The organism is Herbaspirillum sp. meg3, from assembly GCF_002257565.1.
Classification (GTDB): Bacteria; Pseudomonadota; Gammaproteobacteria; order Burkholderiales; family Burkholderiaceae_D; genus Herbaspirillum.
The window spans coordinates 364513-377666 of record NZ_CP022736.1; the positions used below are offsets into that span (position 1 = coordinate 364513).

Below are 13154 nucleotides of genomic sequence, written 5' to 3' on the forward strand. Positions count from 1 at the left end.
GCTGAACTAGTAAGCGGCTTTGGCGGGCCGCAATGCGGCGCGAGATTTTTTCTTTGACGAGGCCACGGCCTCAACACGAGGTGCATCGTTCGCGTGGAAACGTTCTCTGTAGAGCTTGGGCGTGGTGTTCAGCTGGCGCGAAAAGATCATCCGCATCTGTGTCGCGGTGCTGAACCCGCAGCGGAAGGCCACGGTCTTCAGCGGTACATCCGTTTCTTCCAGCAGCTTGCGTGCAAAATCGATGCGCACCTGTTCTACAAACACGGATGGCGTGACGTGGGCATGTTTGGCGAAGGCGCGTGAAAACGTGCGGCGGCTGACACCCACGGCGTCGGCGATATCTTCGATGGTCAAGGCTTCGCCGATGTGGTCGGTCACATATTTCAGTACCTTGGCGACCAGCGAATCCTCATTGGGCCCGACCGCGAGATAAGGGCTGTATTGCGATTGCCCGCCGTCGCGGCGGATGTAGACGATCAGGCGCTTGGCCACTGTGACGGCGAGATCATGGCCCCAGTCTTCTGCGACCAGTGACAGGCAGAGATCGATGCCGGCAGTGACGCCGCCGCAGGTGAACAGATTGCCGTCGCGTACGAATATCTTGTCGGGCCGGACATTCAGATCGGGGAATTGTGTTGCAAGCCGCTCGGCATGATCCCAATGCGTCGTCACTTCGCGTCCCGCCAGAAGCCCGGCATGTCCCAGCAAGAACACGCCATTGCAGACGGCGCCGAATTTGGTTGCCTTGCGGGCACGCGCATTGAGCCAGGCAAGGAAGGCCGGATCGGGGCGATACTCGGGTACCCTTGGCCCGCCCGCCACCAGCAGCAGATCGCTGTCGGAATGGAAATTCGGATAGTCGAAGTGAACCTTGAATTCCATGCCGCTGGAACACATGACACTGTCCGGCCGTTCGCCGACGAGTGTGATCTCGTAATGGTCTTTCTTCGGCAGCAGCAGATTCGCCTCGGCGAACACGTCCAGAGGCCCGGCAACGTCGAGCGCCTGCACGCCGTCGAAAACCACCAGGGTCAGTTTCATTCCGTCATTCCTTTTTTCTTGCCTGTCACGAGTTTTAATATGCAATACGAATTACAGGCTATTCAATTATATATTGGACAGGTGGTTGCGAAAACGGCACCCTTGCGCTTCAATTTTTAGCTTTCATCTTTCGCTTTCATTTCATTTGCTGCCCTGAGGAGACACCCAACATGCCCGTCTATCGTTCCCGCACCACCACCCAAGGCCGCAACATGGCGGGTGCCCGCGCATTGTGGCGCGCCACCGGCATGAAGGATGGCGATTTCGACAAGCCTATCGTGGCGGTGGTCAACTCGTTCACGCAATTCGTCCCGGGCCACGTCCATCTGAAAGACCTGGGCCAACTGGTGGCGCGCGAGATCGAGGCATCCGGTGGGGTCGCCAAAGAATTCAATACCATTGCCGTCGATGACGGTATCGCCATGGGCCACGGCGGCATGTTGTACTCGCTGCCATCGCGCGACCTGATCGCCGACTCGGTTGAATACATGGTCAATGCGCACTGCGCCGATGCGATGGTGTGCATCTCCAATTGCGACAAGATTACACCGGGCATGCTGATGGCCGCGATGCGCCTCAATATTCCTGTGGTGTTTGTTTCCGGCGGTCCGATGGAAGCGGGCAAGGTAGTCAAGGTCGTCAACAACGATCGCAAGGTCATCAAGCTTGATCTGATCGACGCCATGATCAAAGCCGGCGACTCCACCGTGTCCGACGCAGACGTGGCTGAAATCGAACGCTCCGCCTGTCCGACCTGCGGTTCCTGTTCCGGCATGTTCACTGCCAACTCGATGAACTGCCTGACTGAAGCGCTGGGCCTCTCGTTGCCGGGCAATGGCACCATCGTCGCAACACACGCCGATCGCAAGGAACTCTTCCTCGGTGCGGGCCGCCTGATCGTTGAACTGGCCAAGCGTCACTACGAGCAAGACGATTACTCGGTTCTGCCACGCAGCATCGCCAGCAAGGCCGCGTTTGAAAACGCGATGGCGCTGGATGTGTCGATGGGCGGCTCCACCAACACCGTGCTGCACTTGCTGGCTGCTGCGCACGAAGCCCAGGTGGAATTCACCATGGCAGACATCGACCGTATTTCGCGCAAGGTGCCCTGCCTGTGCAAGGTCGCACCAATGACCGACAAGTTCCATATCGAAGACGTGCACCGCGCCGGCGGCATCATTGCGATTCTGGGCGAGCTGGCACGTGCCGGTCTGCTCGATACATCGTTGCCGACCGTGCACAGCAAGACCATGGGCGAAGCGATCGAGAAGTACGATATTCGCGTCAGCAGCGATGCCGCCGTGCACAAGCTGTTCCGCGCCGCACCGGGCGGCGTGCCATCGCAGACGGCGTTCTCGCAGGCTGAACGCTACGAACACGGCGATCTCGACCGCAGCATCGGTTGCATCCGCGACCGTGCACACGCCTATTCGCAAGACGGTGGCCTCGCGGTCTTGTACGGCAACATTGCTGAAAAGGGTTGCATCGTCAAAACTGCCGGCGTGGATGAAAGCATTCTGAAGTTCTCCGGCAAGGCACGCGTGTTCGAGAGCCAGGACGCAGCCGTAGAAGGCATTCTGGGCGACACCGTGCATGCGGGTGACGTCGTCATCATTCGTTACGAAGGTCCGAAGGGCGGTCCCGGCATGCAAGAGATGCTGTATCCGACGTCCTACATCAAGTCCAAGGGTCTCGGCAAGGCTTGCGCCTTGTTCACCGACGGTCGTTTCTCCGGCGGTTCCTCAGGTCTGGTGATCGGCCACGCTTCGCCGGAAGCGGCTGAAGGCGGCGCCATCGGTCTGGTGGAAGAGGGCGACATGATCGACATCGACATCCCGGCCCGCACGATCAACCTGCGTGTGACCGCTGAAGTTCTGGCACAGCGCCGTACCAAGATGGAAGCACTCGGTCACGATGCATGGCAGCCGCTGGGCCGTGAACGTGTGGTGTCGCAAGCGCTGCAAGCCTACGCCGCATTGACCACCTCGGCCGATCGCGGCGCGGTGCGCGACTTGTCACAACTGAAGCGCTGATCGATTGATCGGTTGTCCGGTCATCCGGTCATTGGCCGGCAGTTGAACTGAAGAGGGCGTTCAGGCTTGGGCCGGCGATGTCCTCTTTTTCTTAAACTCTCCCGTTGGCATCCTGATGCGAGCGGGAGAGTTTTTTTACGATCGGCGCACGTATCAGTCCTCAGTCCTCAGTCCACGAACACGATATCTTCCTTGCCCTGAGGCGGGATCTTGATCGCGATGGCTTTGACCGGCCCGTTGGCGACGATAGCGCCGGCGTGCGGCGTACCTTTGGGGATGATGATCAGCGTGCCGGGTTTGAATTCCTTGCGCTCACCGCCCAGCCATATCGAGCCGCTGCCTTCGATGATGTACTGGATCTCGTCGGTCTTGGCGTGAATGTGTTTGTTGACGTTGCCAGACTGAAGATTGATCGTGGCGTTGTCCGTATTGACAAGCGTCTTCGAGTTCAACTCGGGATATGGCGTTTTGGGGAGCATGGCATGGGTGATCGCATTGAGATCAATCACCGCCGGCGCCAGCGGCGCCTGTTCTGCATGTGCGGTGGAAATCGCGTGCTGCGCGAATGGCGAGACTGCCATTCCGGCCACGAACGCACCGACAACTGCGATGGAGAGAACCACGATGTGTTGACGCATAGGAGATCCTTTTTTAATCATGTCAGATGGTGCGAATGGTTCATGCAGATGGCGGTGGTCGCACTACTACCACCGGCTCACAATTTACACGGTATCGTCCTGAAATGCTTCATGCGCATGGCCCCGATCAGTGATAAATTCCTTCCCGGAGCAACAGTCGGGTTTCCTCCCGGCACCGTCTGGACTCTGTTGGCCATCTGGAAAAGGAAGCAAGCATGCAAGGAAGTTCTTCAGCGTTCAGATTCTGGTTCGTGCTGGGAATCGTGATTCTCATTGCCGGTTTCGCCGGCGCTTATCTGATCAAAACCAGAGCTGTTGCGAGCGCATCGGCGCAGTACCGCCTCGTCGGCGGTCAGGCATATCAAAGTGAAGAATCAAAGCAGGACGCTGACAGCGTGCAGAGGTTCGGCGGGACGCCGGCCATGATTGTTGCCGCCTACAAGCGGAAGCTGCACAATCTGTTTCAGGGGGAGAGTCTGGCGTATGTGCTGGCGATTGCGGCCGTCATCCTGGCAGGACTGTGCTTTCGGACTGCGCTGGATGCAGAAAAAGGCGACTGACGGCGGCGTGACACACTGGATGAAACCTGCCCGTCAGCCATGCGGACCGACAGGCTTCGGTATCAGAGATTTTCGTGCGGCGATACTTGTACATTTCGCCGCAAGGAAATATGCGGCACCACCATCGCCGCCAACAAGACCGCGATCGCAATCACAAACATCATCACAAAGGTGATGTGCAGCGAATGATGCAAGGCGTCCTGCACCAGCATATTTTGTACGCCGCTATCGGCTTGTGTGTCGAGCAAATGCTTGATCTGATCGGCAGTCACGGGAACCGAACCAGGCGCATGCGCGAGTCCGTAATTGAGCACCGCGCCGAATAGGGTCGCTCCCAGCGTGTTGCCCAGATTGCGGGAGAAAAGATTCGATGCCGTCGCGCTGCCGCGTTGGCGCGGCTCCACGATTTCCTGAATCAGCACCAGCGAGCTGACACTGGCGATACCCATGCCAAGCCCCATGATCAGCGAACCGATGCCGGCCATCAACGGAGAGCTATCGGGGGTGAGCAGTACAAAGAACAGCGCGCCCAGCGGAATCACACCGCTGCCGAACACCATCAATTGCCGCAGCCCGAAACGATGCAGTGATTTTGCCGTGGTCGTCGCACCGAGCGGCCAGCCGACCATCATCATGGTCAGCGCAAGACCGGCGACAACCGGCGTGCGATGCAATACGCCCTGCACATACACCGGCAGGAAAGTCGTCAATCCCATCATTGCCATGCCCACAAACACCGTTGCGCAATTCGACGCTGCAATCGGGCGGTGGGCCCAGATGCTGAAAGAAATCATCGGATCGACCGCGCGGCGTTCCTGCAACACAAACAGCACCGTACAGGCGGCGAAGATGGCCAGCTCGATCATGGCGTGTTCTGTGTTGGACGCGCCGATGTCGGTCAGCGCAAACATCAGCGCACCGATCGCCGCGGTAAACAAGACGGCCCCCGGAATATCGAGCGATGGCTTACCGTGCCGCTCGCCTTCGCGCAAGAACATGACGAAGCCGGCCGCAGCTGCCAGTCCGATCGGCACATTAAGCCAGAAGATCCAGGCCCACGACATATCATGAATAATCAGGCTGCCGACCAGCGGGCCAAGTACCGCCGATACCGCCCAGACGCTGGCCAGATAACCTTGCACTTTGCCCCGTTCGCGGGCTGGATAAAGATCGGCGACGATGGTCATCGACACGGGCTGGATGGCCCCTGCGCCGACGCCCTGGATCAGACGAAACACGATCATCGCCGGCATCGACCAGGCGAACCCCGCCAGCACCGAGCCCAGCAAAAAGATTGCGATACCGGCCAGCATCACGGGTTTGCGGCCATACAGGTCGGAGAGTTTGCCGAACACGACCGTCATCGCCGTCTGCGTGAGCAGGAAGGAAGAAAACACCCAGCTGTAGAGATGCAGTCCTCCCAGTTGCGTGACGATTTGCGGCATGGCGGTGGCGACAATGGTGGCTTCGAGCGCGACCATTGCCATGGAGGCCATCACGGCTGCGATGACAAGGTGGCGTTTTGCTTGGATTGATTCGGACATGGGGTCGGTTAGAAATAGCTGCCTGATTCTGTGTGACGTACCGCAACATGCGCGGCGTCGGCCTGAACAAAGGCGGCCGTCAGATGGGTGGCTGGTGTCGGGCATTATGCCGCGTCTCGCAGAAACCTGCTGACGAGGAGGAATTGTCTGCGGTTATAGGGTAGCTATGGTCTGTCGCTCAGTCTGTTTGCGCGAATGGTTTTCGTTGCTGCGATGGTTGCACTAAACGGAAGTCACGACCCTGACTCTGTCTCGTCCTCCGCGCTTCGACTGGTACAGGGCCGTGTCCCCCAGTTCGAGCAACGCAGCCAACCCTGCCGGTGGTTGGTCGAACAACGTGGCGCCGACACTCAAGGTCACTGCAATGGGCGTAGTGAACGCTTCCCGCGCCATCTTTCCGAAACTCTCGCGCAAGCTATTGCCCAGCGTGACCAGGCTTTCGTTGGACGCATTGCGCAGCAAGATAACGAACTCGTCTCCACCCAGCCGCGCCGCCAGGGCGCCCTGAGGCAAAGCATCGCGGATCATTTCGCTCAGGGCGATCAACAGTTTGTCGCCGGCACTATGGCCATGCAGGTCATTGACCAATTTGAAGTTGTCGATATCGATCAGAAGCAAAGCGCCAGGGGTTGCCGGTGAGGCTTGTTCGAGCAAGCCGGGTGCACGCCGGTCCAGTGCGCGGCGGTTATACAGCGCGGTCAGCGGATCGCGGGCAGCGAGTTGTTCGATGCGTTCTTCACGGCGATGGCGTTCGGTGCCGGTCATGGACAAGGCGATCAGCATGATCGCCATCGCACCCTCCACCAGCGAGATCTGGATCACTTCGCCACGGAAGGCGGCAAGGTCGACAAAAGTATTCAGCGCCACTGTTGAACCGGCCTTGGCGAGATAGAAGAGGCCGTGCACCAGCAATATGTAACGCAACTGGACAGCACCAACACTGAGGGAGACGCCATGCTGACGCAGCATGAAGCTGGCGCGCAGGGTAATGCCGGCGATCAGCAGCGACTGGATGCACAGCATCACCTTGGACCACCAGGGGGCGCTGGGCACAAGCAGCATGGCCAGCCATATTGCGGCAATCAGGTACCAGACGCGTGACAGTCTGGTTTGCGTGAATCTGGCAACGCCTGCGAGAAACAGCCAATGAGCGATGATCAACAGACCGTTGGCAAACCAGATACCGATCAGCAAAAAACCGCTGGTACGCAGCAGTGCCAAAACAGAACCCACGGTGATCACAGCGAAACCGGCGCTCCAGAACAACAGCGATCTCTCGCGAATGCTGTTCCATTCCACGGCCAGGTAAAGTGCAGCGGCAGCAGCCAGCGCGGTGGTAAGAATCAGGATGGTGGAGGGATCTAGTGCCATGAATATCGGATGCGCGTGGGCTTGCCCAAACAAACTTATGAAAATGGGGAGGCCATTTTAGCGCCTGCAGATCTCCGCGGCTTGCCAACCGGATGTTGATTTGCAGCCGCGCGTTGTGGGATGTTCACGCCTGGTCGGTTTCTCAAAAGAAAGTTTCGCATATCTCCGTACCGTCGTTTGAATCTTGGGAAGCAAATCTCTGTAAAGCTGGAGTGGAAGCATGCGCTACGGCAATTCGCTGCCATGATCAGCCAACGCCGAGGATGATAAGATACCGCCGCTCAGGGATATTGAGCTTACGTTGAGTTGAATCCGGTCGAGCGCGTTTCCTGCCACGCTTACACCCCACGTTCCATCAGCAAACCAGACATGCCATTGCTCACCGGCAATCATCGACTCTTCTCATTGGCAGCATGATAAAAGAAGAACTGCGCGACAGTGAGCAGTGCCTGTCAGTGATCTACCCCATTCCTATTATTTGATGAGCATGAATGACTAGCAAGAAGGCCACCATTATTGGACTCACCGCAGTGGTCCTCTGGAGTTCGATTGTCGGATTGATTCGCGGCGTCGGCGAATATCTCGGCGCCACCGGCGGCGCAGCGATGATTTACAGCGTCGCTTCCTTATTCCTGTTGTTATCGGTCGGCGTCCCCACACTCAGCAGCTTCCCAAAAAAATACCTGTTTTGGGGGAGTGTCCTGTTTGTGAGTTATGAAATCTGCCTTTCCCTGTCGATAGGCTATGCCAACACAGGCCGGCAAGCAATCGAGGTCGGCATGGTCAATTATCTGTGGCCGACATTCACGCTCATCTTCGCTATCGCATTCAACAAACAGCGCGCCACCTGGCTAGCCGTCCCCGGTTTTCTATTCTCGATTGTGGGCATCTGCTGGGTGCTGGGCGGCGACCAGGGGCTGGATGTTGCGGGCATGCTCGTCAACATTCAAGACAATCCACTCAGTTACGGCCTGGCTTTTTTCGGCGCGATCATCTGGGCCGCGTACTGTAGCGTGACTGCCAGCCTCGCGAAGGGAAAGAACGGCGTGACGTTGTTCTTCATTCTTGTCGCGCTGACGCTGTGGGCGAAGTTCTTTCTCGGCGATCATGGTGCGATGTCGTTCAGCACGCCGGCGGTTGTCTACCTGCTCCTGGCAGCGGCGGCGATGGGGTTTGGCTATGCTGCATGGAACGTTGGAATCTTGCATGGCAACGTGACTGTTCTGGCGGGTGCGTCGTACTTCATTCCCGTTTTTTCGTCGGCGCTGTCGGCTGTCTTGTTGCATGCGCCTTTGCCGAAGTCATTCTGGGTCGGCGCGTCTTTGGTATGCGCCGGTTCGATACTGTGCTGGCTGGCAACAAGGTTTAAAAAATCGCCGGCAGCGCAAGAGGACGCCGTCGCAGATTGTTTGTGAGGCGCCTGCTAAAAGCGCATACAAATAGGACAGAAGCAGAAGGTTTCTTTTTTGCTATCGATTCGATGAAGACAATCCATTCCTTGCCTCGTGATCGTATGACTGATTTCATCGCCTGACAGTCAAGCCAGCCAAGCCAGTCAACAGAGCAGATCTCGCCCACACTGGAATTGAGCGCCGCTTCATATTCAACGTTTTCAAGCCATCGCCGCTATCCCAGGCGTATTGTTTTGCACAGATCAAGTTACAAGCTGTTTCGAACTTTGCAATTGCGGTCACAAATACAGGGCGATATCACGCGCATAATTAGCACCAAGGCCGTCTGAGGACGGCTGGATATTGTCACGTTTATCGTTATGCATTACACAGGCCGGGAGCCAGGCATCATGAATCCTCAAGAAACACAAATGCTTCAAGATTTTCTCAATCAACTGACGCAGGTACGCGGCATCGGCAAAGATGCGCAAGCCGATGCAATGATTGCCGCAGCCGTGGCTCAGCAGCCGGATGCGGCCTACCTGCTGGTGCAACGAGCGTTGTTGATGGATCAGGCGCTTGCCACATCCAAGACCCAGATTGCCGCATTGCAAAGTCAGGTACAGGCGCTGCAATCCGGCGCAACCCCGGCGCGTGGTTTTCTGGACGGCAATACCTGGGGAAATACGCCGGCGGCTTCCGTGCGCTCCGAACCTGCACCTGCTTATGCGCCGGTTTACGCTTCCCCTCCTGCATCCGCGCCTGCACAGATGGCTCCGCAATACCAGGCCGCGCCAACAGCATCCTCAGGTTTTTTTGGCGGTGGTATGGGTAGCATGCTGGGCACCGTTGCGGCTACCGCTGCTGGTGTGGCGGGTGGCGCTTTCTTGTACCAGGGAATCGAGCATCTGATGAATGGCAACAGCAGCAGCTTTGGATCAGCGCGTCAGAATGGATTGAGTTCCCCTGTGGAAAACGTCGAGAACACCACGGTCAACAACTACTACGGCGACAACGCGGACAAGACGCGTGGCCAAGACCGCGACGACAGCGGTAGTGGAATGGCTTCCAACAATGATCTTGCCGACCTGGGCAATATTGACCTTGACGACAGCAGTGACAGCGGCAGTTACGATGATTCCATGGTGTAGGTGCGCTGCATGGAAAGTTGAAAATGTCAGATGGACGATTGCAAAGACCCAACAAAGCCTGCGAGTGCAGGCTTTGTCATTATTGGACTGCACTCTTGGTCAATAGATGTTCGGCAAGTTCAACCATGCCATGGTGGATAAGTTCAGAGTCAATATTTTGCTTCGCCTGGATTTTCTCTAACAATAAATCGACGAGTAGTCGCTAAGCATCCGCTCAGATTCACGTGCGCTTTTTATTGCACCGTACTCCAAATCTACAATAAGCAGCTCGCCCTCATTCTCTTTTGCCTGCGCGATACACTCCCCCATAGGGGACCACACGCCACTTCGACCGCAGGTCTGCCAACCGCCTGTCGTCCCACAGTAGTTAGACATGGCAACATATATCGTGTTGTCCAGTGCTCGCGCCGGCATCCATACGGAGAGTTCTTGGCGCCCGATTATTTTGCTGAAGAGTGCCGATACAAGGTACACATCGCACTGGTCCAATGCCAGCCGCCGTGCATGCTCAGGAAATCCGGCGTCGTAACATATCCCGAGTCCTATCTTCCATCCTTTCACCACAATCTTCTTATCTTCGGTTCCTGCGATAAACCAATCCTTTTCTGAATGGAACAGATGTTGTTTGTGATAAAAATCCATATTGCCGTCGGGTGTAGCGATGAGGCTGCTAATTCTGCGTACGGCGTTAATCATGGTTGGTGCGCCCACGACGATGGTGAGTGCCAGCCTCTGTGAAAGCTGCCTTAGAAAAAGCACGGAATCGTCGTCTGGAGTGATTAAAGCAGAATCACCCATCTGCTTCAGAAGCTGAGGCTCATACCCTGTTAAAAATTTTTCAGGAAAATTTATAACATCTGCGCCCTTGGTAGCCGCCTCTTTACTGAGCAGCCTGACCTTGTCCAGGTTTGCGACCGAATCTCCAGGAATGGCTTCTGCCTGTGCAACGGCGATCGTCAAATTGCTCTGACCAATGCTGCTCTCGTCAATTAGGTTCACGTACAAATTCCTTTATTCCGGGATTTTCAAGGCGATTATCTTCATGTCCAAGTGGCACTCTTTTCAGATAGGCGGCGCCTGTGTATCAGGCATTGCGTATTGCTTGGGCTGCATCTGGCGGAAAAAGGGGCGTCATGGAATGTCAACCGGTAAGGCGTGACAGGCAACGCAGAGCTTGTTGCCATCAGGGTCTCTAAAGTACGCGCCATAAAAATTGGCATGGTATTGCGGGCGAAGTCCGGGAGGACCTTCGCAGGTTCCCCCATTCTCCAAGGCGACCTGATGTGTCGCTCGGACGGCTGCCTGAGAAGTCGCGGCGAAGGCAACCATCTGCCCATTCCCCGCGTGATGTGGCTGTCCGTTATGAGGCTTGCAAATGACGAAGAATGGGCGCTCCTTCCCGGCGCTGTGCCATCCCGCCCATGGCTTCTCGTGATCACAGAAGCGTAGTTCGACACCGAGGCTGTTCATCAAGGGACGATAAAAGTTAAAGGCGCGGTCGAAGTCACTTACGCTCATGAAAATATGAGAAAACACATTGGCTCCTTAGCCTTTATAAAGGGGGCAACTGGCCGAATTGAGCCATTCACAAGTGACTTAATTCGTCTCGCTTCTGACGATCAACAAAGCCGTGAGTCGGCGCAGCACAGGTATACTACGTGAGACTCAATCCACCATCCGAGAGCAGAATTTCACCAGGAAGGAACGGTTCGATGTCGGCTGTGCTGCAAAAAAAATCACAAGTGGGCCAGCTATGCAGCAATTCTGTTAACTGGTTTAGACGTTGCGGTGACATTGATAGTTTTTATTCCCGCAGGGTGTGCAATCGCAGAAGCAGCTGATTCCTCCACTTTAAAAATAGACACTGAGGCACGGAGACGGTCTGCCTGATCGGCCATTGCCTGTGCGGCCGCTGTTGCTTGCTCGACGAGAGCAGCATTCTGCTGAGTGACTTCATCCATTTGAGTGATGGCGATATTGATCTGGGCGATACCGGTATGTTGTTCACTCGAGGCGGCAGCGATCTCACTCATGAGATCCGTAACGCTTTGTACGGACTGAACGACTTCTGACATCGTCTTGCCAGCGTCCGAGACAAGTTGCGACCCTGCGTTAACGTGCTGAACTGAGGCGCCGATGAGGTCCTTAATTTCCTTTGCCGCAGTTGCGCTGCGTTGTGCCAAGGTACGAACTTCGCTGGCAACGACCGCAAAGCCTCTACCTTCTTCTCCCGCACGCGCTGCTTCTACGGCTGCATTGAGTGCAAGAATATTGGTTTGAAAAGCGATCGCCTCCACCGACGCAATAATCTCTGTAACTTTGCGAGAGCTTTCCGAAATATCAGACATTGTCTTCACGACGCCCTCCACAACTTTTCCACCCTTCAATGCAGTAGAAGAAGCTGAATTGGCCAGTATGCTGCCTTGCTTTGCGTTGTTCGTGTTTTGCTCAACAGTCGATGTAATTTCCTCCATGCTTGAGGCGGTTTCCTCTAGTGACGCTGCCTGTTCTTCTGTGCGCCGGGATAAGTCGAGGTTGCCTTGTGCAATTTCGCTGGCAGCGGTTGCTATTGACTCGGCAGAGTGCTGGATACCAATCACTACGCTATTTAATTGGCTACGCATTTTTTCCAGCGAGACCATTAAACTATTAGGACTAGCTGTGTTTAAATCCAGAGCGACAGTCAGATTTCCTTGTGAAATCTCGCTTGCAATATATTGTGCCTGGCTAGGCTCGCCGCCCAATTGCTTCAATATACTTCTGACGATTAAAAATGCAGTGAGAATTCCCAAAAGAAGCGCCATCCCGGAGACGATGAAAGTTGTTGCGCGCAATCGCTGATATGTCACTTCAGCCTCAGCTGCTGCCTCTTCATTGAGCTGATCCTCAAAGGCAACCAGTTCTGCAAGACGATTCAGCCAAATCGTTTGTTTAGGGCGGATTTCTTGAATAAGAAGCGAGGTGATCGATTCAACATTATTGCTCGCACCTAGCGCTGCCGCCTTTTCAATAAGAGGGGTTACCGCTGCTTCATCCGCTTTTAGCGCTGCAAATAGTTCGTGCTCCCTCTGCGTGGTCCCTGGCTCCTGCGTAAAAAGCCTTCCCAGTTCCTGATAAGAATCAGCATATTTCTTTTCAAGTGGTTTCAGGCGAGCTAACTCCTTGTTAATAAGCTCCTGATCTGTGAATAGTGCCAAATTCCTGATGACAAGAGCGCGAGTTTGCACACTCGTTGCCATTTGGTTTGCCAATTTTGCTTCGGCATTGTTGACGTAGGTGATTTCGTTGAGCTTATCTCGGAGGCTCGACATTCCAGAGATGCCAAATATTGCTACTACAATCAGGGCCACCAACACGACTGAAAAGCCGATACTGAGCCTAGTAGACACCTTCATATCTTTCATTTTTCACTCCTCAATAGACGC

General features: G+C 55.6%; 11 protein-coding genes. 4 read left to right on the forward strand and 7 right to left on the reverse strand.

Translation table 11 applies throughout. The annotated features are described in order from the left end of the window. Window positions 1-6: 6 nt before the first annotated feature. Window positions 7-1041, reverse strand: a complete 1035-nt coding sequence (locus hmeg3_RS01655) for a GlxA family transcriptional regulator (RefSeq protein ID WP_094562184.1) — start codon at window positions 1039-1041, stop codon at window positions 7-9. A gap of 170 nt (window positions 1042-1211) precedes the next feature. On the opposite strand from hmeg3_RS01655, the gene ilvD reads away from it, so the two are divergent. After that, entirely contained in the window at window positions 1212-3074 is a 1863-nt protein-coding gene (gene ilvD / locus hmeg3_RS01660) for a dihydroxy-acid dehydratase (protein WP_094562185.1), read from the forward strand. A 167-nt stretch (window positions 3075-3241) separates the two neighbouring features. On the opposite strand, the gene hmeg3_RS01665 is transcribed toward ilvD, so the two are convergent. Further along, on the reverse strand, window positions 3242-3712 hold the full coding sequence (locus hmeg3_RS01665; protein WP_094562186.1) for a cupin domain-containing protein: 471 nt from the start codon (window positions 3710-3712) through the stop codon (window positions 3242-3244). Between the two features lie 215 nt (window positions 3713-3927). Here hmeg3_RS01665 and hmeg3_RS01670 point away from each other — a divergent pair, with 215 nt between their 5' ends. Beyond that, window positions 3928-4272, forward strand: a complete 345-nt coding sequence (locus tag hmeg3_RS01670) for a hypothetical protein (protein ID WP_094562187.1) — start codon at window positions 3928-3930, stop codon at window positions 4270-4272. 62 nt (window positions 4273-4334) lie between these two features. Here hmeg3_RS01670 and hmeg3_RS01675 read toward each other — a convergent pair whose 3' ends face one another. Both hmeg3_RS01675 and hmeg3_RS01680 read right to left on the reverse strand, forming a co-directional pair. Beyond that, the gene (locus hmeg3_RS01675) at window positions 4335-5816 is read right to left on the reverse strand and encodes an MDR family MFS transporter (protein ID WP_094562188.1); all 1482 of its coding nucleotides are present in this window, start codon (window positions 5814-5816) and stop codon (window positions 4335-4337) included. A gap of 222 nt (window positions 5817-6038) precedes the next feature. Further along, a complete protein-coding gene (locus tag hmeg3_RS01680) occupies window positions 6039-7187 on the reverse strand; it encodes a diguanylate cyclase (RefSeq protein WP_094562189.1) in 1149 nt (382 codons plus the stop codon). Between the two features lie 491 nt (window positions 7188-7678). Between hmeg3_RS01680 and yddG the strand changes: the two genes are divergently transcribed. Both yddG and hmeg3_RS01690 read left to right on the forward strand, forming a co-directional pair. After that, complete coding sequence (gene yddG, locus hmeg3_RS01685) at window positions 7679-8602, forward strand: aromatic amino acid DMT transporter YddG (RefSeq protein WP_094562190.1); 924 nt, start codon at window positions 7679-7681, stop codon at window positions 8600-8602. A gap of 386 nt (window positions 8603-8988) precedes the next feature. Next, window positions 8989-9729: a DUF2076 domain-containing protein gene (locus hmeg3_RS01690; protein ID WP_094562191.1), complete on the forward strand. Its 741-nt coding sequence runs from the start codon at window positions 8989-8991 to the stop codon at window positions 9727-9729. Between the two features lie 177 nt (window positions 9730-9906). Here the strand turns inward: hmeg3_RS01690 and hmeg3_RS01695 are convergent, their stop codons facing one another. The 3 genes from hmeg3_RS01695 to hmeg3_RS01705 form a co-directional block, all read right to left on the reverse strand. Next, window positions 9907-10728 (reverse strand): carbon-nitrogen hydrolase family protein, encoded by an 822-nt coding sequence (locus hmeg3_RS01695; protein WP_157739190.1) that lies wholly within the window; start codon window positions 10726-10728, stop codon window positions 9907-9909. Window positions 10729-10860: 132 nt separating this feature from the next. Next, window positions 10861-11265 carry a VOC family protein gene (locus tag hmeg3_RS01700; protein WP_094562193.1) on the reverse strand — a complete coding sequence of 135 codons (405 nt, stop codon included), beginning with the start codon at window positions 11263-11265 and terminating at the stop codon, window positions 10861-10863. Between the two features lie 215 nt (window positions 11266-11480). Further along, the gene (locus hmeg3_RS01705) at window positions 11481-13133 is read right to left on the reverse strand and encodes a methyl-accepting chemotaxis protein (protein ID WP_094562194.1); all 1653 of its coding nucleotides are present in this window, start codon (window positions 13131-13133) and stop codon (window positions 11481-11483) included. Window positions 13134-13154 lie beyond the last annotated feature (21 nt).